This is a genomic window from Providencia sp. PROV202, from assembly GCF_028479565.1.
Taxonomy (GTDB): domain Bacteria; phylum Pseudomonadota; class Gammaproteobacteria; order Enterobacterales; family Enterobacteriaceae; genus Providencia; species Providencia zhijiangensis.
This window is the reverse complement of sequence record NZ_JAMPNV010000009.1, coordinates 23,517-48,641: the sequence shown is the minus strand read 5'-3', so window position 1 is coordinate 48,641 and position 25,125 is coordinate 23,517. Positions and strand designations below refer to the sequence as shown.

The following is a 25,125-nucleotide window of genomic DNA, read 5'->3' as shown; positions in this document are numbered from 1 at the left end:
TTGAGCATCATAATATGAAGAAAATCCCGGCTATCCATGACGGAATACTGTTCAGCAGCTGCTTAGTTTTAAGTGCCCTCACCGCACTCGCACTGAGCGACGTTCAGGCCGCTATGTGGGCAGCATTTTCGACGCTCTACTCATTTAACCTATTTAACGCCGCTAAAGAATATAAAAATTACCTCTATACCGCTTTTTGGCTATCCATGATTTTAGTCGCTATCTATATTGGCGATACGCTACGCTTGGGGACTGGGTTTTATATTTATCTGGCTATATTCTCATTTATCTATTATCAGCTCTATGGCACAGATCCGATCATGGACTTAACCATGAAATTCATGATTATCATGTCCACTATTGGCACAATCTTGCCTGAAGTATCGAAAAGTCTGACCTTAGGTTTTTTAATTGGCAGTGGCGTCACCTTGCTCACCTATTATTTTCTCAGCCACAAAATGACTCGCCATTCCATTATTACGCCACTTACTGTGGAAAAAAATCTATTTACCCTACGTAAAAATATCATCCCGCGGTCAATGACCTATACCATTGGATTACTATTAACTTTGGCTATCCCTCGGATGGTAGACCTAGGGCATTTTTATTGGACACTACTGACTTTCGTGTTTGTATTGCACCCAAAATCTGAAAGTATTGTGCGCATTACGCTTCAACGGGTGGCGGGTAGCTTAATTTCCGTGTTATTCCTATTCTTATTATTTAATACCCCGTTGATGCCCTATATTGGGTTAGTGGCAATTTTAGTTTTCGCCTTTTTGCTGCCAATGAGTTTTCATCATGGCTATACCTTTATGACTTTTGTCGTCACCAGCCTAATCCTCTCGGTTCTTGAACAAGTGGTTTATTGGCGTCACCCTGTTTATACATTATTGTTTGATCGCGTTCTTGAAACTGCCTTAGGCGGGGCTATCGCTATCATTACCAGTATTATCTTGAAACTATTTAGAGAAAAAAGCCCAGAAAGCTAACACTATTCGGAGGTATAGCGCTAACCATCCAGACTTTGTTTATAGTTTAATTAGCTTGATATCTCGCTGGAGTTCTACCCAACTTCACCATGGTAATGGCGCACTTTCCCCATTCGCGTGCTCGCCGTAATACAACGACGGCAAGAAACGAGACAAATAGGTAAATTCGTTATAGCAGTGGCGCATTAACTCTAATCCAATTTCATCTGACAGCTGTGCGCGTGGATCTTCAAGAGATGCGCCTAGCAAGAAACGGCTACGTAATACACAACCAAACTCAGTATCACGGGCTAGATGCATCATTTTCCCATCAATAGGATACCCTTTGGCATCCATTTCAATATGCTCACCAAAGCCAATCGAAGAGCAAACTGCACCGGAAATATGCCCCTCTTTGATGGCTTTTTCATAAGCTGAAGCCTCAAAGAAATCCGTTGGATCTCTAAATTTTAATTTCGCAGCAACGGGCGGGATCGCACCGAGAGATTCAACGGCATGGATGGAAGCGCCAATAAAACGCTCTCCTTTTTGCCATTTATCATCCCAACCGTGATGAGCAACGTGGTCATGGGGGTGCCACCAGCGAATATGTTGTGTGGTCTCGAAAAAGGTAAACCACCACGCGAGCATTCGGCCTTTACAGCCATACAAATCCGTCCGAACCGCGACGGTTAACAACCCATTCTCATCACGCTCAATACCCATTTCCATGCGTAACGGATGTGGAAGCAGCAACTGATTTATGTCGTTAACTGCCCATGTTTGATTTGTTTTCATGATGACCTACCTATCTCGATTAATTAGGAAACTTATTTTGTTTCCTAATTAGTTTTGAGCTAAAATGAAAAAAAGTCAAGATAGCAAAATGAGGTAAGCCATTTATGTCAAACAGCAGCGAGAAGAAACCAACTCGAGGCCGCCCAAGTATTCCTGAGGCGCTGCTCAAAGAAAAAATCATGAATGCAGCGCTGAATTCACTACTTGAAGATGGATACCAACTCACTAGTATCGATAATGTGGCAAAACGTGCTGGTGTAGCTAAAAAAACCATTTATCGTTTTATGGAAAATCGTGAAGAGCTTGTTGAAAGAGTGGTACTCAATTGGACAGATAGCTTTGTGCCATTGTTCGAACAAAAAGCGACGACCCGCGATGAACTATTTAGCCTATTGCAAAATAATTTAGAAATTGTCGCAAAAACTGTTCTTTCCCAAGAAGCCGTTGGGCTGTATCGCTTATTACAAACAGATTTTGCACACAAAGAATTGCTCTTAGAAAAATACCAACAAAACGGTATTGAGCGCAGTCGCCAATTACTCAATCAATGGCTAACCCGCCATGCACAAGACGAAATTATCCAACAGCATGATTTTGCCGTTATCAGCGATTTGATCCTCTCTATGACAATAGCTGAACCATTACGGCAAATTTCATTAGGGCTTTCCCCAGCTGGCCTGACACCCGAATTTCAGCAAAGGATCGCCCATGTGATTGATTTTTGTCGCTCTAGAGTTTAGATAAAAAACAACCAAATAAATTTTCATGTTCTATACTTTCATTAACATTCATTAAGCCTGACAAATGAAAAGGCAGCTGGAGCTAAACATGAAAATATCGATCCTAGGAGCGACTGGTTTTGTCGGTAAAGCATTGGTTTCTGAAGCCTTAATGCGTCATCATCAAGTCACTGCGATTTCTCGTCACAGCAATCAGCTTCCTCAACATGCCCATTTAATTACTGAATCCGGAGATATTACGGATGTGGCTTGGCTAACATCTCGGCTTAAAGGTCAAGATGTGGTGCTTAGCGCATTTAATGGTGGATGGAGTAACCCTAATCTGTACCGTGATACAGTTGCAGGTAACCAAGCAATCTTAGAGGCCGTGAAAAAAGCAGGCATAAAACGATTTATCGTGGTTGGTGGTGCTGGAAGCTTAGAAATCGCTCCAGGTGTTTTATTGCTCGACTCCCCCGATTTTCCAGCCAATATCTGGCCCGGAGCTCAAGCTGTCAAAGAATTTAAAACGACGTTGGAGTCAATCGATAGCTTAGATTGGACGTTTGTTTCTCCTGCTGCAATGCTTGAAGATGGCGCACGGACAGAAACATTTCGCCTTGGCGGAAAACAGCTATTAATGAACGGCAATACCCCCGCAAAAATATCTGTTCAGGATTTAGCGGTGGCAATATTAGATGAGGTAGAGCGGCCACAATTTATTCGTCAGCAGTTTACAGCTGCTTATTAATACTAATAAATGGATTACGAGTAAATCATGACTAAATGTATCCATTTATTTGGTTAACATAAAAAGTAATACAATCATTAACGTTTAATAAATATTCGTATATTCTCGTATAAAAACATGACCATTAACTTATAAATATTTAAACTAAGATTATCATTATTTAAATAAATTTAAATTTATCTATCAATATAATTTAACTTTGTACAATATTAATTCAAATTGAGACTGGGGTTTTATTTAATTCTTAGATTCGATAATTTTGATGAGCTTTATAAGATTATTCATAATAGATAATTGTTATGTGTAAAAATTGCATACAGGCATAATCTAAAACCAGCGTATTAAGCCGGAAGAAACACCCTATAATAGTAAAACAGATAATCTCTTCCGGTCAGACGATTAAATTCATGGAATCTCTTTTATCAAAACAGTGTCGATAATGGAAAATCTTTTACTTTCCTAGTGATAATTAACCTTTAAAAAATAAATAAATAACAACATAACATACTGATATTATTAATGAAGTGTACTACGAGTACCGCTATTTATGTTCACAACACCATATAAAAATGATGCGGGTTCCAAGTTAAATAAATACGCAAATTGAAAAAGAGAATCAACATCGATACAGCTTTCACCACTCTCGAAACGATTCATTTCATCCTCAGAAACACCAATTAAATCGGCCGCTTGCTGAAGACTCATTTTATGACTCTCTCTTTGCATACGGATCTTAATCCCTAGCTTTTTCGCAATTTCATTTTCATTCATAAATACTCCTTTTACTATTAGATTGAATACCAATTATGAGGGCAGCTAAATTATCATCACACCAAGTTTAATTAATTGACTTACGTTAACAAAACGCGACATACATCACATCATTTAGTGACATTCATAAATAGATATTTTTCATTTAAAACTGTAATTGGTTGATTTAAATTACAAATAAAACCAATAATCCATGTAATATAAAAATAAAAGAGTGATAGCAATCACATAAAATTAAGATTAATACCTGTGTATATTTACTTATTATGCCTATCAAATAATGACGTAAAATTTAATTACTCATTTAATGATGACCTACGGCATGAGCTATATTACAAAATCACAAAAACAATGTTCAAGGATTATCTTAATTTTTTTCAAATAATGATAGCTTACGTTTATATACTTAAATTTATTCTTATATTTTAAATCATCTATTAATGATTTATTCACTTAACAACAAGCTATATCATAATAATAACTGACTAAATCATCTATCACTATCAGAATAATTTTTTATCATTTATTTAACTTTTCCCAAATAATCCATTTTGTCATACAAAATATGAATACTAATGGATGATGATTGAATTATACTCACACAAACTGAATCGAGTAACCTATTGAATGTTTGCTTTAAATCTATTCATTCGTTAATCGATTTTATTCTATTTTTATGAATAGTATTTTCTTTGCACAACAACTGATTTAACAAAAAATGCGTTGTAGGCTATCAAAAATTCAGCGTATTCCTAATACGTTATCTCTATTTAATAAGCTAACTAACCATCATTTAATGTGTAAAAAACCGATTAAAACTTACCTAACTTCACATTGCTTATAAAAAAATTGTCAGTAGACATGCTATCCTATGTTCAATTACGATGATTTTTATCTAACTTTAATGCTCAGATTTGGCGCTTAAAATAACGCCTGTTGCAAAAGTGACTGGAAAGGTAACCATGCTACAAGAAAGTGTTATCAGAGAAATCATTCTCTGGATAGAACAAAATTTAGAGTCGCGGCTCTCCCTTGATACCGTTGCTGATAAATCTGGATACACTAAATGGCACTTTCAACGATTATTTAAAACCCAAACAGGTCTCGCGTTAGGTGCTTATATTCGTGCCCGTCGTTTATCCTGTTCTGCCGTTGCTTTACGCTTAACAAGCGATAGTATCATGGACATTTCACTACGCTATCGTTTTGATTCACAACAAACTTTTTGTCGTGCATTCAAGAAACAGTTTGGTGTAACGCCTTCAGAATATCGTAAACGCTCAGGCTGGCATATTGAAGGATTCTGTCTTCCTCTTCGTGAAAGTAAAGAACTCGAAGCTCATGTGGAATTAGTCGAATTAAAAGAGATCCACTTAGAGGGAATGACTCATCGCTACACACAAGGCATTAACGAGTGGAACTTAAAAACTGAAGAGTTACGACGCCAGTATTGGAAAAACTTTTTAGATAAAAACAAGATTGTTGCCAAAAACTTGTATGCTATTCACGGAGTCGATAAAAGCTCAGATGAAGAAGGCCGCTTCCTCTATTCCACTGCATTTGATGAAAACGATCTTAACGTCATGCCACCATTTACTAAAAAACTAATGGTTCCCGCTGGCAATTATTTGCAAATTAAATTTATCGGTAATTTACAAGGCACTGACTATAACGACATCATTTATACCGCTTATGGAAAAGTCCTGGCCGAGATGGATATTGCTCGCGGTTTAGGGGCTGATATTGAACATTATGTTTTAAAATCAACGCCAACTTATGAGGATTTTACTAACCACCCTCATACCTACATCCAAGAACTGAATTACTATATTCCTGTGATTGCCTAAAAACTAACAACCCGCTTTTACACGGGTTGTTAGCTTCATTCAGTGCTAAATAGATTAGAACGTGACGTTCAATTTACCCCAGAATGTTCTACCTGGCTCATTAACAGGGCTATTGGACGAATAACCAAATCCGCTATTACCTGCTAAGTTCAAGTGCTCGCTGTACGTTTTATCAAACAGGTTATCGACACCCGCACTCAGTTTCACGCTTTCATTGATGCGATATGCCGCATTCATCGAAAATACCGTAAAGCCCGCGCTCTCACTGAAGTCTTTTCCGACAACGTTACCTTCGTTGATTGCTACGCGATCTTGGCGACTCACCATGCGTACCAGCCCCGTCGTTGTCCAATCACCTTTCTCCCACGTTAAGCCTAAACGGCTTTCCAACGGTGGCATTTGAGGCAGTGCACGTCCATCAGTTCTATTTTTCCCCCACGAATATGCAAGGCTTGCATCCGCTTTCCATTCATCACTCAACTGATAAGCGACGCCCATTTCACCGCCCATAATCATCGCATTGACGTTTTCAACTTGGCTCATTCTGGCGTTAGTTGGGCTATAGCGGAATAGAATAAAATCATCGACGCGCCCTACATAAGCAGAAACCCATGCATTAGCCTTATCATCACTGTATTTCGCCCCAATATCTAACTGCGTTGTTTTCTCGGTTTTCACGTTATCAAAAACATTTTTACTGCCGTTCGGCCCCATTTTTGGCGAGAATAACTCCCAATAATCTGGGAATCTTTCTGTATACCCCACCCCGGCGTACAGCATCACTGGCGTTTCAGGTAATGCATGTTCATAACGAACGAAACCAGCTGGCATAACTGTATTGCGGCCTGAAGAGCCTACATCAGTGTAGTTATCGACTAATACGCGGTCTAAACGCCCGCCGCCAATCACTTTACCTTGCTCACTCGCCGCCCAAGTCACCTCACTGAATACCCCATAATCTTGGAATTCGGCATCTTTTTTCCAGCTATTATTGCTGTTTTTACGGTGTTTATTGGTCTGCATGTCTGCCCCAGCGCGCAGTTCATAATCACTCCATAACCACGTTCCCATGACCCGGCCGCCCATCGTCTCGCGGTCAACACGCATTTTCATTGGCATATTCATCATCATGCCGTGTCCGCCATGACCGCCGCCCATATGTCCGCCACCAGATCCCATTCCACTCGTTGGGCTACGTAATGAGTAGTTATCCATAATATGGTCGGCGTAGTTGTAATAAACATTCCCTTCGATTTTATCGAATACCTCACCGATATTGCTTTTCTCGAAACGTAATCCTAAGCTTTCACGCTTGAATTGAGAGCCATCCATTCCTCGTCCTGCATATCGCGCTTCACCATCACCTTTCCCTGCGGAGAGCTCGAGTAATGTATATTCATCTGGCGTCCAGCCTACTGCAACGTCCGCATTCCATTTATCCCATTTAGACGGTACTTTGTCTCCGTTACCATCTTTATAGTCATTAGAACGAGATTTATTGCCCGTCAGGCGTACATAACCTTTCTCATTTCCTAAACTCACATCCGCATTCGCATCCCAACGCCGATTTGATGCTGTCAATGCACTCGCATTCCCTTGAATACCGCCCTCCGTAAAGACAGGTTTTTCACGCTCAAAACGCACAGTACCCGCTGAATTTCCAGGCCCCCATAATACGGTTTGTGGCCCTTTCACCATGGTGAGCAAATCAAAATTTTCCGGAGAAATATAAGACGTCGGCGCATCCATACGGGAAGGACACGCTCCCAACATTTCACTGTCATTCGTCATGATCTTAAGACGGGAACCAAACATGCCGCGAAAAACAGGGTCACCATTCGTACCACCGTTACGGATTTGGGAGAAACCGGGGATCGTTTTCAAGTAATCAGAGCCATCACTCGCGGGTACTGGCTGTCTTGGGGTTTTCGGCGATGTCGAAATCGTTAACGGTGAGTCCACAGGAGCCGTGACAATCATGACCGAACTATCGGTAATTAAACTTTGATTTTCTTCTTTAGCGAAAGTGGATGTTGACGCGATAGCTGAAATCACCAGCGCAGTCACAGGTGCAAATTTAAAATTAATTGAGTTCATTTTTAGCCTATTTTTATCTGTTTCTTACTGCGATTGGCTCAAGGAGTTAATGACCACTCAGCTTCTTTTGAAAAATAGCCTAGCCTCCTGAAAATGAAGCTCAATTTCAGGATAAGCGAAGTGGTTTTGCCCATTGAAGACAAAATACAGTTTTAAATTACGTTAAATAAAGAAATAAGAATCAATAGGTTGTGGGTGGTGCGCGAGCTAGCTGTAATGACCAAGGACGGAAAATTCGTAATTGAATACAACGTTCGAAAGGAACAAAGATAGCGAGGGTTGCTAATTGGCGGAGCACCGCAGCAACAAATAAAATCAAAAATGGGAAGTGAACAAGTAGTTGGCAGTAACCACACGCGATGTCTTCCATCGGTGATTGCCCGACTCCCGTCATCAGCATATGATTCATTGCACCGCCATCTTCGCAATGTTCAGACAATGGCATTTCGTGATGCTGCAGCATCGAATGCTCCGCCATTTCCCCATGTCCCATTGAGCAGTCGTTCATATGTGACATTGATTTTGAAATCAATGGCGCAACGAACAGCATCGCTACAGAGAGTAAGGCAAGGTAAGCGGCAAATTGTCGAATCGCGTGACGTAAATGCAACGGTTTTCCGGTGTTTCATAGCCTATAGATGAGCGCAGATTGTATCTTAATAAGAGGCTTATTGTTATTGTTTTTTGGCATTATTGTTAAGGCAAAATGCAGCTCGCAAGCCTGACAAAAAAACTAACTAACTTGGGTTAAGCAATACAGAGTTAATTAATATTGGTAAAATGTACCCGTTAGTTTTTCTTCTTCAAAAAGACTAAAGCGACACTAGTAAAAATCAAAACCATTCCAATCAACATATTCACGTTTATTGCTTCACCTAAGTAGTAATACGAAATAAGCACACTCATCATCGGTGAAATAAGAATCGAATAAGACGATAGTTCAGCCCCGCCATTATCAATCATGTAAAACCATAAAATGTAAACTAATACCCCATTTGCTACACCGATAAAAATCACGGGAATCAGCAATTCCGTCATCAATCTATGGTAACTCAATCCATAGCTTGTCAGATCTAAATTGACAGATAGAAACATCGTAAAAATCAATATAATCAAAAATGAAGTGATATTTTGATAAAGCACCTTTGAAAAAACATCAACGCTGACGGCAATGTGTCCTGATAGAAAGGTTCCTAGCGCCCATGCAAATGCACTCAACAATATAATCACTTCACCATAGCTCATCGCATCAAATGAGGTAAAAAACAGAATTCCAAGCCCACAAAGTACCGAGACAACCAACGAGTTCAAGATTATCTTCCGCTGGCTTATCATCACAAAGCAAGACGTTATCGCTGGCATGGTATAGACCAATACCGATGCCTTAACGGAGTCCGTAAATTGGAGCGCAATGTTGTTTAATATTGGCACGAGGAACATATTTAAAATGCCAAGAGGAATGCAACGAATAAAATGACTCACTATAAATTTCTTTTTGTATATAAAGAAAAATACAAATAACAGCACCAGCAAAGCTATCAATGCGGAATAGAATCGGAATACCCATGCCCCAACAATTCCAATACCGATTTTCGAGATCGGAAACCCCATCCCCCACAGTATAGATATTATCGCTGCAAATATAATGACCGTATTTTTATGCGTCATATCGAGCAACCACCGCCATTCTTTTAGAGCCTCTAACACCTACCGAACTCACCATTGAGACAAAATGGGGAATGCTTTTTTCTCCCGTATCAATAATTAATGTACTCAAATACGTTGGTACTAATGCTTCTATGATGTTTTCTTTTTGTTTATCCAAAATAAAAGTCAAGCCACCATGGTTATGTTCCCAACCTTTCGTAAAGTTAATGACAATATTAATGCAGGAACCTGAGTCGCAGTGTGTGGTTAGGAAATCCCCTAAATCAAACCAGCTTAAATAACATAGCGATAATGTATTGATACTTTTTTTCGTTATTTCAGACAGAAAGGATTTGAATTCTGTGCTATCTAAAAAGGTCTTGATCGCTAAAAAAGATGACACTGACTTTCTTTGTTGGTTATCAGTTATTCGCCTAAATGAATAGCAAAAATTCCCTTGGTGATATTCTTGTAGTGCTTTTTCTCTTTCTTGTTCTATCTCAAGCTTAGAGTGCTTATTTTTATAGTAATCCACTGGAGCAAATTTATTTTTTATAATAAATGACCATTCAGCATCATTAATATCAAGAAAATCATCATAAAATTTATCTAACTCTGAAAAGTATTGTTCCATAGGAAACTGAACATATCCTTTGTTATTAAAACTATTAGTTAACTTATGAATTTCCCTCACAAAAGCTCCTCAGTCATTTTAAAGTCTCTTAGCGAAAAGAATATTTTCCTATTTTTCAATACCACATCATCATAGCCAGTAATTAACTTAACAATTTGGTCTGTTACTAATCCTGACATGACCGCAAGAGATGGCGTACTTTGCCAAGCGTTTACTTTTCTCTTGCCATTTAAAAACTGATGTTTCATTCTTGCTAATTGAAATTTTTCAACTTCATGATTCTGGCTATAGAATTTATTTCTAATATTATTTTTTACCGCATGATAGCCTGAATTGTACCCATCATTTAAATAAATAGGTCCAACTGAAATGTCTAAAGGATCTCCCCCCAATTCAATTACCGGTATTTCTTTTTCATAGGCGATATCATGAATAACACCTTCAACTGTATTTTTTCTAAAATAACCTAAACTAGCCCATGCAATTAAAATGACATCTACGCCATCTAAAACTTCCATCAACCGATCTCTATCTATCGTTGCAAACTCATTGTACTTCTCAACCTTGGTATATCTATTATGCCGTTTAATACCTATTTCAGCAGCTTCAACTTTTGCGCTTCCAATATCATCAAAAGTATAAAGAACTTGTCTATTTAAGTTAGAAAGCTCAACCACATCACCGTCTACTAACCTCAATGTGCCTATACCTAACATAGCTAACTGCATTGCGCACCACGTACCCCATCCTCCCATACCTAGAATCAAAACTCGGCTATTTTTGAGTTTTTCTTGATACTTTAAACCACCTACTTTTTGACTATCAATTAACGAAAATTGTAATAACTGCCTATCATATAAATTTATTTCTTGTTGACTAAGAATATCCGAATAAGTATCTGAAATTTCAATGACGCCTAACTGATTAAGCTTATTAATAAACTCAACAATACATTCTTTATCAACGTTAAATCCTAAAGATTTCAATTCCTTTACTATTCTGGGAATAGTATGCTCTCCATCAAGTTTGGGTAATAACGATAGTACCCACCCTTCCGGACTTTTAATAATACAACCCTTTTGAGGTATTTCCCCTATGCAAATATCGCCATCATCAGATATTAAAATATGATGTGAGCATTTAATTAATGGTTTTAGTAGCGAAAAATCCATATTTAGCCTCCATTAAGAAAAGCCGCAATTAGCGGCTATTCAATATAACTTATTATTCTAATTCGATAGATTCATCTTCGTTGTACATCGCATTTTCTTCATTAATAGCAGAAACACGTTCATTAAGAATGACAAATTCCATAAAGATCACCTCATGTGTTATTTAAGATAAAGTTTCAACAAACTACGCATTAAAATTAATTAACAAAATAGCATGCTGTCAACATTTATTTAAGAAATGAAAAACATAGATATATAAACATCTATTTATATATAGAATCATTTATATCAGTCACTCTAGTAAATTACTTAATGCTTTGATAATAAATAGATTTAAATAACAATCATAATAAATCAATAAAATACAGACACTTTTTTATAATAGAACATCTAAATAATATAATTTTAAAAAACCATTTAGTTTTAAAAGAACGCCAATACTACATTGCATCCTTATATCAAAAATAAAGGGAGCCTAAGCTCCCTTTATTCAATCACATTAATGCCTGACACCCCGAAAACCGTTATTTACCTTCTGGTGCCTCTTTCTTCTCATGCAGCATCATCAGCGATTGCTCGACACTGCGCTCAATAATCTCTCGGCGCTGATCATTCTCAGGCAGTAGCTTTAACATCATCTGCCAAGCCGAAATGGCTTCAGGATAACGCCCCTGTTCGAACGCATTAAAGGCAAATATGCTGAGCGCTTTAACGTTAGTTCGGTTCTTAGCAATCAGCTTTTTGAGTAGCTCATTACCTTCTTGGTTATCACTTGGGTCTGATGAACGGGTTAATACCTCCGCATAGCCTAATGCGACCGCATCATCGTCAGGGGATAAGCGGTAAGCACGCCCATAAGCATCGGTTGCCATGGTGGCGTTCCCTAATACCATCCCAATGCGACCGAGCATCACCCAGCCATCAATATTTTGCGGATCGTCTTGAAGGCGAGTACGTAAGCCTAAAGCCAAGTTCTCCATCTCTTCATTATTCAGAGGAAGCTCATTGGCATTCAGCGCTCTATCTAACAATGCTGGCGCTTGCTGGTAAGCCACATTCCAATCTTTCACTTTACTGTAGCTACCCACTTCATAATACGCAGCACCTGCCACACCCAACGCAATCACGATGCCGGGGACATACACCCAAGCACTCGCACGGCTCGCTTCTGGCAGCAAATCGTCATCATCCTCTTGAGCGACTTGGCTGGCTCTGACTCGTTTTTTAGAACGGGCGTAAATCAACCATCCCCCAACCGCGATAGCCACAAATGGCATTCCCCATAACACCACAGTTAGCGGCGTTAATGGCGGGTTATACGTCACGAAATAACCATATCTCGCCACCATATAATCGACGATTTCATCGCGGCTTTTCCCCTCTTGCATCAGCTCATACACTTTCTGGCGCAAGTCGAGGGCTATCATGGAGTTGGAATCAGCAATACTGTTATTTTGGCATTTTGGGCAACGTAGCTCTTCCGTCAATTTACGAAATTGCTGCTCTTGCTGCTCATTTTCAAATGTGAAAACTTCCGTGGAAGCCAAGCTTACACCTGCGCTGAGCGCCCACATCATCAAGGCAATCACATATTTCATTGATTTGCCTCCTTGCTATAACGATCCCATAACGGCTTCAGCTCGTTTTGCCAAACGCGTTCATCAACCGCACCGGCATGGCGATAACGAATAATCCCTTGCCCATCAATTAAAAAGGTTTCAGGCGCGCCATACACACCGAGATCAAGCCCCAGCATCCCCAGCCCGTCAAATAAACTTAATGCGTATGGATTACCCAATTCGCGCAGCCAGCCGATCGCTTTTTGGCGATCATCTTTATAGTTCATCCCCACAACGCGGATCCCTTGAGACGCTAACTGATTCAAATATTGGTGCTCAGCACGGCAAGTCGGGCACCATGTCGCCCAGACATTCAATAAAATAGGCTGCCCTTGAATCAATACTTTGGTGTCATATTCCTGCCCCGGGTTTTCCAAGGATTCCAAACGGAAAACCGGCACTGGCTTGCCAACCAAGGCGGACTCTAGCAAGCGGGGATCATCCCCTTCTGCATTACGTACCAATTGCCATAACAGCACGGCAGCAATCGCCGCAAAGATAACAAAAGGAATTAAAAAGACTTTGCGATTCATACAGCTTCCCCTTGTAGCTTGCGACGACGATAACGCGAATCAAACAGGCAACATAACGCGCCTACTGCCATAAATAGCCCACCCGCCCAAATCCAGCGGACAAACGGTTTATAGTACAAACGCAGTGTCCAGACATTCGTAGAGATCTCCTCCCCCAACGCCGCGTATAAATCACGAGTAACACCGCCATCAATGGCCGCTTCCGTCATCACTGCACGGCTAGTGCTATAAAAACGTTTTTCTGGATGCAGCGTGGTGATCACCTTGTCATTCTCTTTCACGGTGATAGTACCAATCACCCCTTGATAATTTGGCCCATCCGCTTCATGCACCCCATTAAATACAAAGGTATATCCACGAATAGCAATGCTATCATCCGGCTTCATTTTCACATCACGTTCAATACTGTAATTCTGGCTAAAGGCGATCCCCACGATAGTCACCGCTAAACCAAGATGTGCCAGCACCATTCCCCAATAGCTTGAAGTCAGTTTGATTTTTTTGCTGATGCGTACCTTCATTTCAGCGAAGGCCAAAATAACAATCCAGCACGCCATCATTAAGCCCAGTACCGTCAGTGCTTCGACTCTGTCTTGCATTAGCCAAGGCAGCAAGAAAGAGAGAATCAATGTCAGTACTAACGCTATTAGCAGCAATTTGCGGATAGCCGCAGGACGATCACGTCCCCAACGCACTAGCGGCCCAATACCCAGTAACAGCGCAAACGGCACCATCAAGGCAATAAACATGGTGTTGAAGAACGGTTCACCAATTGAAATCGTTCCCAAACCAATTTGTTTATGAATAAGTGGCAGCAATGTACCTAACAACACCACCAACATGGCGGCTGTCAGAATTACGTTATTCCCTAATAGCAGGGATTCCCGAGACCATAATGCGTTGTTCACCTTAGAACGTACTTTATGACCGCGTATCGCAAACACCAATAGCGAGCCACCGATAACCAACACCATAAAGGCAAGAATGAATAGCCCACGAGCTGGGTCAGAAGCAAAAGCGTGCACCGAAACCAAGACGCCTGAACGGACTAAGAAGGTGCCCAATAAGCACAACGAGAAGGCAAATATCGACAATAATAGCGACCATGCTTTGAAGGTGGCGCGCTGCTCAGTGACCGATAATGAGTGAATCAACGCAGTTCCCACTAACCACGGCATAAACGAGGCGTTTTCGACCGGATCCCAGAACCACCAGCCACCCCAGCCTAATTCGTAATATGCCCACGCCGACCCTAACATAATTCCCAGCGTTAAGAAGAACCATGCTGCCAACGTCCAAGGACGTGCAAAACGGGTAAAGGAGCTATCTAAGCGACCACTGAGTAATGCGGCAATCGCGAAGGCGAAGGCCACCGAGAAGCCCACATAACCCATGTACAGTAATGGCGGGTGGAAAATCAGCCCCGGATCTTGCAGCAGTGGGTTTAAGTCACGGCCTTCAATCGGGAAAGCGGGCAAGGTGCGAGAGAATGGGTTTGAGGTAAAAATGATAAACAGCAAAAAGCCGACGCTCACCATGCCCATTACCGCCAGCACGCGCGCCACAATATCCAGCGGCATACGGTAACTGAATAATGCCACCGCAAATGTCCAGCCACTCATTAACAGCACCCACAGCAACAGAGACCCTTCATGAGCGCCCCATGTTGCCGCCACACGGTACCAAATCGGTAATTGCGTGTTGGAGTTATTGGCCACGTAAGTGACGGAGAAATCATTCACCACAAAGGCATTAATTAAGACTAAAAATGCCCCTGCGATAAACAGGAAAAGCAGCCAAGCTAATGGTCTAGAGGCCGCCATCAGGCGGGCATCATTACGCGCCACGCCCCATAGCGGATAAAAAGAGAGTAATACAGAGACCCCTAATGCTAAACACAGCAGGATATTACCAATCTCAGGGATCATGATGCATTGTCCTTATACATTGCAGCAGGACGTTTATGGTTTTCTTGCATCGCTTGCTCAATTTCTGGCGGTGTGTAGTTTTCATCATGTTTGGCTAACACTTCTTTCGCCATCACATGGTTATTCGGTTCTAATTCCCCTTGCACCACCACGCCTTGCCCCTCTTTGAATAAGTCAGGCAAGATACCGTCATAGCTTACGTCAATCTCAGCTTCCGCATCGTAAACGGTAAAAGTCACTTTCAGCGAGTCTGGGTCGCGCACAACAGAGCCCGGCATTACCATGCCACCCACGCGTAAACGCTGCCCAACTTCAGGCACTTTTTGCGTTTCTCGCTTCCCGTAAATCACTTCACCGGGGGTATAAAACAGGTCGATACTGGAACTTAAGGCGTATAACACCAATGAAAAAGTCAGTCCAACACCTAAAATAATGGATGAAACCAACCACAGTCGGTTACGGCGACGAATATTCACATCCCCTCCCTGCGCGCTCTAGCGGCTTTTTGTCTTGCTTCTCGCGCTTGTTGCTGAACAATCGCGCTAAAAATCATTTTTCGTTGAATATAGGTATGGATGCACAGTGCCGCTAATGGCAAAAGGGTTAGCGCAACCGCTAACCAAACATAAAATCCATATCCACCCATGGCGATGAAGTCACTCCAAGAGGCAAATGCACTATTCATTATGATTTCCTCTCATGACGATTTCCTCGCTTAGTCATCAGTTCCAGTACCCAAGGTCGGTTACGCTCTAACATTAACAATTGGTTACGTAGACGAATTAGTGTCAACGAAATAAACAGGAATAAATACCCCAGAATAGCTAAACGTAATGGTGTACGCATCGCTGGGTTAATACTTTCTTGCATACGTGTTGAGGGTTGATGCAAGGTTTGCCACCACTCAACGGAGTAGTGAATAATCGGCAAATTGATTACCCCAATTAACACTAAAATGGCAGCCGCTTTTCCTGCTGTACGGCGGTCATCAAAAGCGTGCCACAGGGCAATGACCCCAACATATAAGAATAACAGGATCAATTCAGATGTCAGGCGCGCATCCCATACCCACCAAGCTCCCCACATCGGTTTACCCCATGTGGCGCCGGTGACAAGCGCGATAAAGGTGAATACAGCGCCGACGGGTGCCATTGCGGCAATGGCTAACTCAGAAATTTTCATCTGCCACACAAGACCGATGAACGCTGTGATAGCCATAGTGGCATAAATCCCCATCGACCACATGGCCGCGGGGACGTGAATATACATGATCCGGTAGCTATCACTCTGTGTTTTGTCGGTTGGTGCAAAACCAAAGCCCCAAACCCAGCCGACAGCCAGAAAGATCACACTTAACACAATAAACCATGGAGCAAGCCGCCCACATAATCGATATAGGTTCATTGGAATCGCTAATTGGTGAAGCTTTTTCCACATAGTTTAATAGCCCCGATTTGTCTCGCAAAAATGCTGTGCTCTAATATTAGCTACAATACACAAAAACCACGTAATTTTATTGATTTATCACAAATACAACTTAGGCTAGTTAGCCAAATGACCAACTAGCCTATTTCTTAGAAGCCAGGTTCCACTTCTCGCATATCTGGTAACTTATGCGCAATACCTTTATGGCAATCAATACAGGTTTTTCCGTCTTTTAACGCTTGGTCATGCATTTTTGCAGCGACACTTTTTTGAGCGGTAAAATCCATATAGTCGAAGTTGTGGCAGTTACGGCACTCTTGGGAATTATTATCCTTCATCCGTCGCCACTCGTTCTGCGCCATTTCGAGACGATGTGCTTCAAATTTCTGTGGTGTATCAATCACGCCAAAAATCTTACCGTAGAGCTCTTTACTGGCTTTGATTTTTCTCACCATTTTTGGCACAAACTCATGAGGTACGTGGCAATCAGGGCATGTCGCTCTCACCCCACTACGGTTAGTATAGTGAATGGTATCCATATACTCTTCGTAGACGTTTTCACGCATTTCATGGCAGCTAATACAGAACTCTTCTGTGTTGGCTTTTTCCATTCCGGTATTAAAACCGCCCCAGAAAATAACACCGCCGACAAAACCGATAATCAACAACGTACCCAACGCTAAACGGCTTGGGCGCCACCACCACTGCCAAACTCGACGAATAATCCCCGGTTTATCACTTTTATTAGTCATATCCGCCCCTTATTTCCCGAAGCCTTTAGATGGGGTAAAGGTATTATCGATAATCGGCGCTGTATCAGATTGAGGAACATGACACTGTAGGCAGAAATAACGATTTGGTGCCACTTCACCTAATACTTTACCCGTCGCATCCATAAAGTGTGTTGGGCTAATACGTGGTGCGCCAGTGGTACGATAATTTTCCACACCATGGCACTGCAAACAACGGTTTGTATTCGTGGTAATTTGATACCCTTCAACACTGTGAGGGATCATCGGTGGCTGGTTAACGTAGTTCAGTGCCATTTTTTCCTGCTCTTTAGGAATATGAATGCCACTTTCTGGTGTACCTGACACTTCTGGTGATTGAGCCAGATCGACGCCATTCGCCGACCATGCAAAACTGCTCACGACAACGGCCATACCCGCTATCCAACGGCTTAACGTTCTTTTCAGGACAGGGTTTTTCATGATTTAGCTCCCGAACTCCATTTTAGTGTTATTTTAAAAACGTCCTCAGAACAGACATCAATACAGCGACCACATGTCGTGCAATCTTTCGCCGTGACCTGTGCTGGGGCTTGTTTATCAAGAACCGGAACGCGCAAAACTTGCGGCTCAGGACAAACGTGGAAACAATCCATACAGCGGTTACACTGCTCTTTTTTATGGGCGGTCACGACTAAAGCCCCTTTACACCCCGCAACACCATACAGTGCGCCGAGTGGGCATAAGTGACCACACCAACCATGTTCCACGACCAATAAATCGAATAAAAACAGTGCAATTAAAACTAAAGCGCCGCTACCAAAACCAAAAATCAAACTACGTCCCATCAGAGAAACAGGGTTAATCCATTCCCAGAGCAACGTTCCCGTTAATGCCGAGCCCAACAAAATCACCCCCAGCAAAACATAGCGGATGTAACGTGGGATCGTGGCGGATTGATTGAATTCGAATTTTCGACGTAGCCATGCCGCCGCATCCGTGATCGGATTCACAGGGCACACCCAACTACAGAAAACCCGTTTTCCTAACAGGGCATACACCCCGAAAACAATTCCTGCACCGATTAACGCGGAGATCCCCGGTAAGTAACCACTTGCTAAGCTTTCAAGAGTAATCAGCGGATCCGTCAATGGGATGGTATCTAACAATAAGCTGCTACTGTAATTGCCATGTAAGATCCACACGCCAAACCATGGACCACTTAAAAACATCGCTAACACTAACAGCTGACTGGTACGTCTTAATACCAACCATTTATGGCTTCCCCACCACCCTTTTTTCGCCAGAGCCTCACGTCCGGCATCGTGCTTACGATTTGCCATTGTTTCCCTCCAGCCAACCAAAACGGTAATGGTGACCTAATTCCCCTTTCGCCAGCGATCGTGGTAATACCTTGATAGCTGACTCTTCGAGTACGCACGCTTGTTCGCACTTACCGCATCCAGTGCAATAGTTACTGTTTACGGTAGGTAAAAACCGTGCGTGTTTACCGGTTCGATGGTTTTGTTCAAGTTCCAGAGTGATAGCTTCGTCAATCACAGGGCAAACTCGGTAGCACACATCGCATCGTAACCCTTGAAAATTCAAGCAGTTCTCTTGGTCGAGTAACACTGCCAGCCCCATACGAGCATCATTGATTGAAGCAATATCCTTATCCAACGCACCACTTGGGCATACTTTGGCACAAGGAATGTCTTCACACATTTCGCACGGATTTTCACGAGCAATAAAATATGGTGTACCGGCTGCCATGCCAGACGCCAATGTGGCGAGTTTCAACATGTCGTAAGGACACGCTTGCACACATTGACCACAGCGCACACAGGCACTTGCAAAAGCACTTTCGTCTAAGGCACCCGGCGGGCGAAGATGCACTCCGCTCGCTCGGGAGGTTTGTTGCTGAAGCCCCAGTACCACACCAACAGCCGCCAGTCCACCCGCTGCACGAGCAACATCACGCAAAAAACGGCGGCGACTATTCTGGGAACTCGGTTTCTGGGACATACGCAATTACACCTTTTCCAATTTAACTGCACATTTCTTGTAATCCGTCTCTTTCGATAGCGGATCCGTTGCATCCAGAGTGAGGTTATTCACTAACTGAGACGCATCAAAGAATGCCATATAAATCAAACCTTTTGGTGGACGGTTACGACCGCGAGTCTCCACAGTTGAGAGCACTTCACCACGGCGAGAAAGCACTTTGACTTTGTCTCCACGACGTAAGTCTTTGGCTTTTGCATCCAGCGGGTTCATAAACACCACGGACTCAGGGAATGCACGGTGCAACTCAGGGACACGGCGAGTCATACTGCCGGTATGCCAATGCTCAAGGACACGTCCTGTGGATAACCACAAATCGTATTCTGCATCTGGCGCTTCTGCGGCTGGTTCAAATGGCAGAGCAAAAATCACCGCTTTACCATCTGGCTTACCGTAGAATTGATAACCCTGTCCAGCTTTAACATAAGGGTCATTACCTTCGCTGTAACGCCATTGGGTCTCTTTACCATCCACGACTGGCCAACGGATACCGCGAGCTTTGTGGTAAGCATCAAAATCCGCTAAGTCATGACCATGACCACGACCGAAGCCTGCATACTCTTCAAATAACCCTTTTTGCAGGTAGAAGCCGAGTTCACGGGATTCATCATTCAGCTGGTCATCGGCCAGTTCTGTCAGTGGGAATTTGGTCACAGCCTCGTTAGCAAACAGAATGTCGTATAACGTTTTTCCGCGATATTCTGGTTTTTTCGCTAATAATTCTTCCGGCCAAACGTCTTCTGCCTTGAAGCGACGAGAGAACAGCACCATCTGCATTAAGTCAGATTTTGCTTCGCCCGGTGCTGGTACTTGTTGACGCCAGAATTGTGTACGACGCTCTGCGTTACCGTACGCCCCTTCTTTTTCTACCCACATTGCTGTCGGTAAAATCAGGTCGGCAGACAGTGCGCTGACGGTTGGGTATGGGTCTGAAACCACGATAAAGTTACGTGGATCACGCCAGCCCGGCATACGCTCTTCATTAATATTTGGGCCCGCTTGCATATTGTTATTGCACATCACCCAATAGAAATTGAGCTTGCCATCTTTTAATGCACGGTCTTGAGCAACAGCGTGTAATCCCACTTTTTCTGGGATAGTTCCCGCAGGTAATTTCCAAACATTCTCCACTTTTTCACGGTGTTTTTCGTTGGTAACCACCATATCTGCCGGTAAACGATGAGAAAACGTTCCCACTTCACGCGCAGTACCACAAGCTGATGGTTGACCCGTTAAGGAAAACGGTCCACAACCTGGTTGAGAAATTTTACCGGTCAATAAGTGCAGGTTATACGCCAAGTTATTCGCCCAGACGCCACGAGTGTGCTGATTGAAGCCCATTGTCCAGTAGGAAACGACTTTTACATTAGGATCTGCATACAGCTTAGCTAATGCCTCTAACTGATCTTTCGGAACACCCGTCATTTCAGCCGTTTTGTCGAGGGTATATTCCGCAACAAACGCTTTGTAATCATCGAATGTCATTGGCTCAGACGCATCTGAACCTGGGTTTTTGGCCTTCTGCTCTAAAGGATGCGTTGGACGTAAACCATAACCAATATCAGTAGCCCCACGACGTAAGTTAACGTGTTTATCGAGGAAGTCCTGATTCACCGCATTGTTTTGAATAATGTAGTTCGCGATGTAGTTAAGGATCACTAAGTCTGATTGCGGCGTAAAAACAATGCCGTTATCCGCTAATTCGAAGCTACGGTGTTTAAATGTAGATAGCACCGCTACACGAACATCAGGGTTAGAGAGACGACGGTTGGTGATACGCGACCATAAAATTGGATGCATTTCCGCCATGTTCGAACCCCACAGCACGAAAGCATCGGCATGTTCGATATCATCGTAACAACCCATCGGTTCATCCATACCAAAAGTACGCATAAAGCCAACAACCGCAGATGCCATACAGTGACGCGCATTCGGGTCTAAGTTATTTGAACGGAAGCCACCTTTAAATAATTTGGATGCAGCATAACCTTCCCACACCGTCCACTGACCGGAACCAAACATTCCGATAGCTTCAGGGCCTTTCTCTTTGAGGGTGGTTTTGACTTTCTCTTCCATCACATCAAAGGCTTTTTCCCATGTAATTGGGGTAAATTCACCGTTTTTATCGTACTCACCGTCTTTCATACGCAGAAGCGGTTGAGTTAAACGGTCTTTTCCGTACATGATTTTTGGTAGGAAATAGCCTTTAATGCAGTTCAGACCACGGTTTACAGGGGCTTCAGGGTCACCTTGGCTCGCAACAATGCGGCCATTTTGTGTTCCGACTAAGACTCCACAACCTGTACCGCAGAAACGGCACGGTGCCTTATCCCATTTAATGCTTTCTTGCTGACCAACCACTGCTTTCGCAATACTTGGTACGCCAACGCCTGCCGCCGCAGCAGCGGCCGCTATCGCATTGGCTTTCATAAAGCTACGACGACTGAGTTTCATACATTTTCCTCACATTGCTCATCCTGCTGGTGATAAACCAGTGAAACATCCAATACACCGTCGATATCACGGATGAAATCGATAGTATCTAAAAGCGTTTTGCTGTCTTCCCCTTCCACAACCACAATCAACTTGCCATTTTCAGGGGAGGAAATAGCCACTTCGCAGTTGGGTTCTTGGTGTAATTCATCTGTCACAGCTGGAATGCGTTCACTTTTGACTTGAACAATCAAACTGCAAACTTGCCAGTTATTGTGCATCTTCATGCTCCATGGTAATGGCTGATACAGGACATCCCGCGACACATGCGCCACAACCTGTACAACCCTGCATATCAATGTTTGGCTGGTAAATACCGGCCAGTGATGGACGAAAGGCGATCACTTGAGGCTCACAACTGTCTTCACAACGACGACATTCAATCGATTTGTACGCCAGACAGTGTTGCCCAATGGCAATCTTGATATTCCAAGGCTGGGTATTTTGAGGAAGGAATATAGGCTCAGGACAGGCCTCTGCACATGCATAACAGAATGTGCATTCACCACGCTGAAAATCGACCATGGGATAGCCACCAGGACCCGGTTGCAAAATTGCCGTTTCACAACTCGTGATACACTGGTTACAACGAGTGCACTGTTCAATAAAACGTGCTTCGCTACCACTCCATGGTGGTCGAATTACGGGTGCAGCATTACGCCAAGCCCCCGTTAAAACTCCCCGACGGGTGATATCAACCATGTTTATTTCCTTTACATTGCCCAACCAAAAACTGCTAAAAGAGACTGATAAACCGTACTTTTTATATGATTATTTATTGTGAATATTAATTAGCTAACCATCAAAAATACATACTACCTAGTAGGTAAACTCATTTTTGGCGTTATTATGAAGAAAATAGTCATTCTTTGACGTTTCACATCGAAGACAAAGTTCAAATATCGAGAAATGCGGGTTTAAGGTCGTTTTATAATTATTCATTAACATTTCATAAATATGATTTGCGAATTTAAACCTTATTTTTAATAGCCAAATTTATAATTAATGAAAATATATACCACTAAAGTAGTATATGATGAGCACTTTTACAAAAAACTATATTTACTTTTTTTGATTTTACGCACGTTTTAATTCAAAAATTAACCAACTTATTTATCCATCATATTGGTACAAGAATAATTTACTATAAATATCATTAAGATAATAAAAATAATGACCAGTAAATAATAATCATTATTATTTGAGAGTTAAATCAATATATTCCTTAAAAAATAAAATTTAATATTTTTTTATTTATTCAATTCCCCCCATTTTTATTATTTTTCATCGATTAAAAAGTAAACTCATTTTAATTATTGATCAAAGACAATATTTTTTGTGTGGTTTTTTGCTAATTATATAAGTTGGCAATTGTCTGATAGCAATAGTGCGATTGTTATCAAATATAAAAATAAATACAGCTAATGGGATGGCTGGCTTAAAAACACTCGAGGCCCTTATGGCAAAGATAAGAAATAATGCACTGTACCTACTGAGTGTGCTTGCAGGGATATTTCTGTTTACCTCTGTACAGGCACAAACTCCAACAAAAGATTCCACATCAACTATTAACGCTCGAAACGAAACCTTTGAAGCGGCGCACCCTGATCAATACCATTCATGGCGCGCGACTTCAGAACAATCACAACGAGAAGATGCACTGGCTGAAGATCCTCGCCTCGTCATCTTATGGGCTGGGTATCCATTCTCCCGTGACTACAACAAACCTCGTGGTCACGCCTACGCGATTATCGATGTTCGTGAAACACTGCGAACAGGTGCACCCAAAAATGCTGAAGATGGTCCTCTTCCTATGGCATGTTGGAGCTGTAAAAGCCCTGACGTTGCTCGATTAATTCAGGAACATGGTGAAGATGGCTACTTCAAAGGCAAATGGGCAAAAGGCGGCCCTGAAGTTGTCAACGTATTGGGCTGTGCAGATTGCCACAAAACAGACTCTCCTGAGTTTGCCAAAGGCAAGCCTGAACTCACTCTTTCTCGCCCATACGCAGAACGTGCCATGGAAGCTATCGGTAAACCATTCGATAAAGCGAGCCGCTTCGACCAACAATCTATGGTGTGCGGTCAATGCCACGTTGAATACTATTTCTCTGGCGAAACTAAAGCCGTGAAATTCCCTTGGGATAACGGCACCAAAGTCGAAGACATGGAAGTGTACTACGACAACATTGCCTTCTCTGACTGGACAAACTCTCTATCTAAAGCCCCAATGCTCAAAGCCCAACACCCTGAGTATGAAACTTGGAGCGCAGGTATCCATGGCAAAAACAATGTGACTTGTATTGACTGCCACATGCCAAAACTGCAAAACGAAAAAGGGGAACTGTATACCAGCCATAAAATCGGTAATCCATTCGATAACTTTGAACAAACCTGTAGTAGCTGTCATACCCAAAGCAAAGAGCAACTTCAAGGCATTGTTGCTGAGCGTAAAAAAGCTATCCAAGAGATGAAAATCAAAGTGGAAGATCAGCTAGTACGCGCTCACTTTGAAGCTAAAGCAGCTTGGGATGCGGGTGCAACCGATGCTGAAATGAAAGATATCCTTGCCGATATCCGTCATGCGCAGTGGCGTTGGGATTTAGCTATCGCGTCACACGGTATCCATATGCATGCCCCAGATGAAGGGTTACGTATGCTGGGTGGTGCAATGGATAAAGCCGCTGATGCCCGTGCAAAACTGGCGCGCTTACTGGGCTCCAAAGGCATTACTCATGAAATTGCTATCCCAGATATCTCCACCAAAGATAAGGCGCAGCAAGCCATCGGCTTGGATATGCAGAAAATTAATGCCGAAAAACAAGAGTTTTTAAAGACTGTGGTACCTGAATGGGATGCACAAGCTCGTAAAAACGACCTGTTAGCCAAATAACCACTCACCCCAGTTCGCTGGGGTGCGATAACCAA

General features: G+C 42.4%; 26 protein-coding genes. 5 read left to right on the top strand and 21 right to left on the bottom strand.

Annotation, left to right across the window (positions count from 1 at the left end; all coding sequences use genetic code 11):
• The first annotated feature begins 14 nt into the window (after positions 1–14).
• Positions 15–992 (top strand): FUSC family protein, encoded by a 978-nt coding sequence (locus PR799_RS05505; RefSeq protein WP_272521433.1) that lies wholly within the window; start codon positions 15–17, stop codon positions 990–992.
• Positions 993–1,076: 84 nt separating this feature from the next.
• Here PR799_RS05505 and PR799_RS05500 read toward each other — a convergent pair whose 3' ends face one another.
• Positions 1,077–1,769 carry a DAPG hydrolase family protein gene (locus tag PR799_RS05500; protein WP_272521432.1) on the bottom strand — a complete coding sequence of 231 codons (693 nt, stop codon included), beginning with the start codon at positions 1,767–1,769 and terminating at the stop codon, positions 1,077–1,079.
• A gap of 104 nt (positions 1,770–1,873) precedes the next feature.
• Between PR799_RS05500 and PR799_RS05495 the strand changes: the two genes are divergently transcribed.
• Both PR799_RS05495 and PR799_RS05490 read left to right on the top strand, forming a co-directional pair.
• Positions 1,874–2,509, top strand: a complete 636-nt coding sequence (locus tag PR799_RS05495; protein ID WP_272521431.1) for a TetR/AcrR family transcriptional regulator — start codon at positions 1,874–1,876, stop codon at positions 2,507–2,509.
• Positions 2,510–2,597: 88 nt separating this feature from the next.
• Positions 2,598–3,239, top strand: a complete 642-nt coding sequence (locus PR799_RS05490) for an NAD(P)-dependent oxidoreductase (protein WP_154602493.1) — start codon at positions 2,598–2,600, stop codon at positions 3,237–3,239.
• Positions 3,240–3,755: 516 nt separating this feature from the next.
• On the opposite strand, the gene PR799_RS05485 is transcribed toward PR799_RS05490, so the two are convergent.
• Positions 3,756–4,010 carry a helix-turn-helix domain-containing protein gene (locus PR799_RS05485; RefSeq protein WP_272521430.1) on the bottom strand — a complete coding sequence of 85 codons (255 nt, stop codon included), beginning with the start codon at positions 4,008–4,010 and terminating at the stop codon, positions 3,756–3,758.
• Between the two features lie 962 nt (positions 4,011–4,972).
• On the opposite strand from PR799_RS05485, the gene PR799_RS05480 reads away from it, so the two are divergent.
• Positions 4,973–5,857 (top strand): helix-turn-helix domain-containing protein, encoded by an 885-nt coding sequence (locus PR799_RS05480; RefSeq protein WP_272521429.1) that lies wholly within the window; start codon positions 4,973–4,975, stop codon positions 5,855–5,857.
• A gap of 54 nt (positions 5,858–5,911) precedes the next feature.
• On the opposite strand, the gene PR799_RS05475 is transcribed toward PR799_RS05480, so the two are convergent.
• The 19 genes from PR799_RS05475 to napF all read right to left on the bottom strand — a co-directional run bounded on the left by PR799_RS05475 (position 5,912) and on the right by napF (position 22,899).
• Positions 5,912–7,954, bottom strand: coding sequence for a TonB-dependent copper receptor (locus PR799_RS05475; RefSeq protein ID WP_272521428.1), 2,043 nt, complete (start codon positions 7,952–7,954; stop codon positions 5,912–5,914).
• Between the two features lie 181 nt (positions 7,955–8,135).
• Positions 8,136–8,564, bottom strand: a complete 429-nt coding sequence (locus tag PR799_RS05470) for a DUF2946 domain-containing protein (RefSeq protein WP_272521427.1) — start codon at positions 8,562–8,564, stop codon at positions 8,136–8,138.
• Between the two features lie 179 nt (positions 8,565–8,743).
• Positions 8,744–9,622 carry a DMT family transporter gene (locus PR799_RS05465; protein WP_154627442.1) on the bottom strand — a complete coding sequence of 293 codons (879 nt, stop codon included), beginning with the start codon at positions 9,620–9,622 and terminating at the stop codon, positions 8,744–8,746.
• Positions 9,612–10,295: a hypothetical protein gene (locus tag PR799_RS05460; RefSeq protein ID WP_270103620.1), complete on the bottom strand. Its 684-nt coding sequence runs from the start codon at positions 10,293–10,295 to the stop codon at positions 9,612–9,614. The genes PR799_RS05465 and PR799_RS05460 overlap by 11 nt, the downstream gene beginning before the upstream one ends.
• Entirely contained in the window at positions 10,292–11,407 is a 1,116-nt protein-coding gene (locus PR799_RS05455; RefSeq protein WP_154627443.1) for a HesA/MoeB/ThiF family protein, read from the bottom strand. Before PR799_RS05455 ends, PR799_RS05460 begins: the two co-directional genes overlap by 4 nt.
• A 52-nt stretch (positions 11,408–11,459) precedes the next feature.
• Positions 11,460–11,549, bottom strand: a complete 90-nt coding sequence (locus tag PR799_RS05450; protein ID WP_071992151.1) for a pantocin A family RiPP — start codon at positions 11,547–11,549, stop codon at positions 11,460–11,462.
• 382 nt (positions 11,550–11,931) lie between these two features.
• A complete protein-coding gene (locus PR799_RS05445; protein WP_272521426.1) occupies positions 11,932–13,005 on the bottom strand; it encodes a cytochrome c-type biogenesis protein CcmH in 1,074 nt (357 codons plus the stop codon).
• Positions 13,002–13,559: a thiol:disulfide interchange protein DsbE gene (dsbE, locus tag PR799_RS05440; protein ID WP_272521425.1), complete on the bottom strand. Its 558-nt coding sequence runs from the start codon at positions 13,557–13,559 to the stop codon at positions 13,002–13,004. Before dsbE ends, PR799_RS05445 begins: the two co-directional genes overlap by 4 nt.
• Positions 13,556–15,487 carry a heme lyase CcmF/NrfE family subunit gene (locus tag PR799_RS05435; RefSeq protein ID WP_272521424.1) on the bottom strand — a complete coding sequence of 644 codons (1,932 nt, stop codon included), beginning with the start codon at positions 15,485–15,487 and terminating at the stop codon, positions 13,556–13,558. Before PR799_RS05435 ends, dsbE begins: the two co-directional genes overlap by 4 nt.
• Positions 15,484–15,963, bottom strand: coding sequence for a cytochrome c maturation protein CcmE (gene ccmE, locus PR799_RS05430; RefSeq protein ID WP_036952093.1), 480 nt, complete (start codon positions 15,961–15,963; stop codon positions 15,484–15,486). Before ccmE ends, PR799_RS05435 begins: the two co-directional genes overlap by 4 nt.
• Positions 15,960–16,172, bottom strand: a complete 213-nt coding sequence (ccmD, locus tag PR799_RS05425) for a heme exporter protein CcmD (RefSeq protein ID WP_036952095.1) — start codon at positions 16,170–16,172, stop codon at positions 15,960–15,962. Before ccmD ends, ccmE begins: the two co-directional genes overlap by 4 nt.
• Complete coding sequence (locus tag PR799_RS05420) at positions 16,172–16,924, bottom strand: heme ABC transporter permease (protein ID WP_154627447.1); 753 nt, start codon at positions 16,922–16,924, stop codon at positions 16,172–16,174. The genes ccmD and PR799_RS05420 overlap by 1 nt, the downstream gene beginning before the upstream one ends.
• Positions 16,925–17,061: 137 nt before the next feature.
• Entirely contained in the window at positions 17,062–17,664 is a 603-nt protein-coding gene (gene napC, locus PR799_RS05415) for a cytochrome c-type protein NapC (protein WP_036952097.1), read from the bottom strand.
• A 9-nt stretch (positions 17,665–17,673) separates the two neighbouring features.
• Positions 17,674–18,123: a nitrate reductase cytochrome c-type subunit gene (napB, locus tag PR799_RS05410; RefSeq protein WP_036952098.1), complete on the bottom strand. Its 450-nt coding sequence runs from the start codon at positions 18,121–18,123 to the stop codon at positions 17,674–17,676.
• Positions 18,120–18,983: a quinol dehydrogenase ferredoxin subunit NapH gene (napH, locus tag PR799_RS05405; RefSeq protein WP_272521423.1), complete on the bottom strand. Its 864-nt coding sequence runs from the start codon at positions 18,981–18,983 to the stop codon at positions 18,120–18,122. The genes napB and napH overlap by 4 nt, the downstream gene beginning before the upstream one ends.
• On the bottom strand, positions 18,970–19,665 hold the full coding sequence (gene napG, locus PR799_RS05400) for a ferredoxin-type protein NapG (RefSeq protein ID WP_036952102.1): 696 nt from the start codon (positions 19,663–19,665) through the stop codon (positions 18,970–18,972). The genes napH and napG overlap by 14 nt, the downstream gene beginning before the upstream one ends.
• 6 nt (positions 19,666–19,671) lie before the next feature.
• Positions 19,672–22,158 carry a nitrate reductase catalytic subunit NapA gene (gene napA, locus PR799_RS05395; protein ID WP_272521422.1) on the bottom strand — a complete coding sequence of 829 codons (2,487 nt, stop codon included), beginning with the start codon at positions 22,156–22,158 and terminating at the stop codon, positions 19,672–19,674.
• The gene (napD, locus tag PR799_RS05390; RefSeq protein WP_154627631.1) at positions 22,155–22,424 is read right to left on the bottom strand and encodes a chaperone NapD; all 270 of its coding nucleotides are present in this window, start codon (positions 22,422–22,424) and stop codon (positions 22,155–22,157) included. The genes napA and napD overlap by 4 nt, the downstream gene beginning before the upstream one ends.
• On the bottom strand, positions 22,408–22,899 hold the full coding sequence (gene napF, locus PR799_RS05385; protein ID WP_154627450.1) for a ferredoxin-type protein NapF: 492 nt from the start codon (positions 22,897–22,899) through the stop codon (positions 22,408–22,410). Before napF ends, napD begins: the two co-directional genes overlap by 17 nt.
• A 757-nt stretch (positions 22,900–23,656) precedes the next feature.
• Here napF and nrfA point away from each other — a divergent pair.
• Positions 23,657–25,090: an ammonia-forming nitrite reductase cytochrome c552 subunit gene (gene nrfA, locus PR799_RS05380; RefSeq protein WP_272521421.1), complete on the top strand. Its 1,434-nt coding sequence runs from the start codon at positions 23,657–23,659 to the stop codon at positions 25,088–25,090.
• The last annotated feature ends 35 nt before the right edge of the window (positions 25,091–25,125 follow it).

Excerpts from the sequence above, each read along its gene's own strand:
- PR799_RS05445 (WP_272521426.1), bottom strand. The coding sequence starts at position 13,005 with ATGAAATATGTGATTGCCTTGATGATGTGGGCGCTCAGCGCAGGTGTA.
- PR799_RS05485 (WP_272521430.1), bottom strand. The coding sequence starts at position 4,010 with ATGAATGAAAATGAAATTGCGAAAAAGCTAGGGATTAAGATCCGTATG.
- PR799_RS05490 (WP_154602493.1), top strand. The coding sequence starts at position 2,598 with ATGAAAATATCGATCCTAGGAGCGACTGGTTTTGTCGGTAAAGCATTG.
- PR799_RS05465 (WP_154627442.1), bottom strand. The coding sequence starts at position 9,622 with ATGACGCATAAAAATACGGTCATTATATTTGCAGCGATAATATCTATA.
- napH (WP_272521423.1), bottom strand. The coding sequence starts at position 18,983 with ATGGCAAATCGTAAGCACGATGCCGGACGTGAGGCTCTGGCGAAAAAA.
- PR799_RS05500 (WP_272521432.1), bottom strand. The coding sequence starts at position 1,769 with ATGAAAACAAATCAAACATGGGCAGTTAACGACATAAATCAGTTGCTG.
- PR799_RS05475 (WP_272521428.1), bottom strand. The coding sequence starts at position 7,954 with ATGAACTCAATTAATTTTAAATTTGCACCTGTGACTGCGCTGGTGATT.
- nrfA (WP_272521421.1), top strand. The coding sequence starts at position 23,657 with ATGGCAAAGATAAGAAATAATGCACTGTACCTACTGAGTGTGCTTGCA.
- napG (WP_036952102.1), bottom strand. The coding sequence starts at position 19,665 with ATGTCCCAGAAACCGAGTTCCCAGAATAGTCGCCGCCGTTTTTTGCGT.
- PR799_RS05435 (WP_272521424.1), bottom strand. The coding sequence starts at position 15,487 with ATGATCCCTGAGATTGGTAATATCCTGCTGTGTTTAGCATTAGGGGTC.
- napB (WP_036952098.1), bottom strand. The coding sequence starts at position 18,123 with ATGAAAAACCCTGTCCTGAAAAGAACGTTAAGCCGTTGGATAGCGGGT.
- napA (WP_272521422.1), bottom strand. The coding sequence starts at position 22,158 with ATGAAACTCAGTCGTCGTAGCTTTATGAAAGCCAATGCGATAGCGGCC.
- napF (WP_154627450.1), bottom strand. The coding sequence starts at position 22,899 with ATGGTTGATATCACCCGTCGGGGAGTTTTAACGGGGGCTTGGCGTAAT.
- PR799_RS05455 (WP_154627443.1), bottom strand. The coding sequence starts at position 11,407 with ATGGATTTTTCGCTACTAAAACCATTAATTAAATGCTCACATCATATT.
- ccmD (WP_036952095.1), bottom strand. The coding sequence starts at position 16,172 with ATGAATAGTGCATTTGCCTCTTGGAGTGACTTCATCGCCATGGGTGGA.
- PR799_RS05505 (WP_272521433.1), top strand. The coding sequence starts at position 15 with ATGAAGAAAATCCCGGCTATCCATGACGGAATACTGTTCAGCAGCTGC.
- PR799_RS05420 (WP_154627447.1), bottom strand. The coding sequence starts at position 16,924 with ATGTGGAAAAAGCTTCACCAATTAGCGATTCCAATGAACCTATATCGA.
- PR799_RS05480 (WP_272521429.1), top strand. The coding sequence starts at position 4,973 with ATGCTACAAGAAAGTGTTATCAGAGAAATCATTCTCTGGATAGAACAA.
- napC (WP_036952097.1), bottom strand. The coding sequence starts at position 17,664 with ATGACTAATAAAAGTGATAAACCGGGGATTATTCGTCGAGTTTGGCAG.
- dsbE (WP_272521425.1), bottom strand. The coding sequence starts at position 13,559 with ATGAATCGCAAAGTCTTTTTAATTCCTTTTGTTATCTTTGCGGCGATT.
- PR799_RS05450 (WP_071992151.1), bottom strand. The coding sequence starts at position 11,549 with ATGGAATTTGTCATTCTTAATGAACGTGTTTCTGCTATTAATGAAGAA.
- napD (WP_154627631.1), bottom strand. The coding sequence starts at position 22,424 with ATGAAGATGCACAATAACTGGCAAGTTTGCAGTTTGATTGTTCAAGTC.
- PR799_RS05495 (WP_272521431.1), top strand. The coding sequence starts at position 1,874 with ATGTCAAACAGCAGCGAGAAGAAACCAACTCGAGGCCGCCCAAGTATT.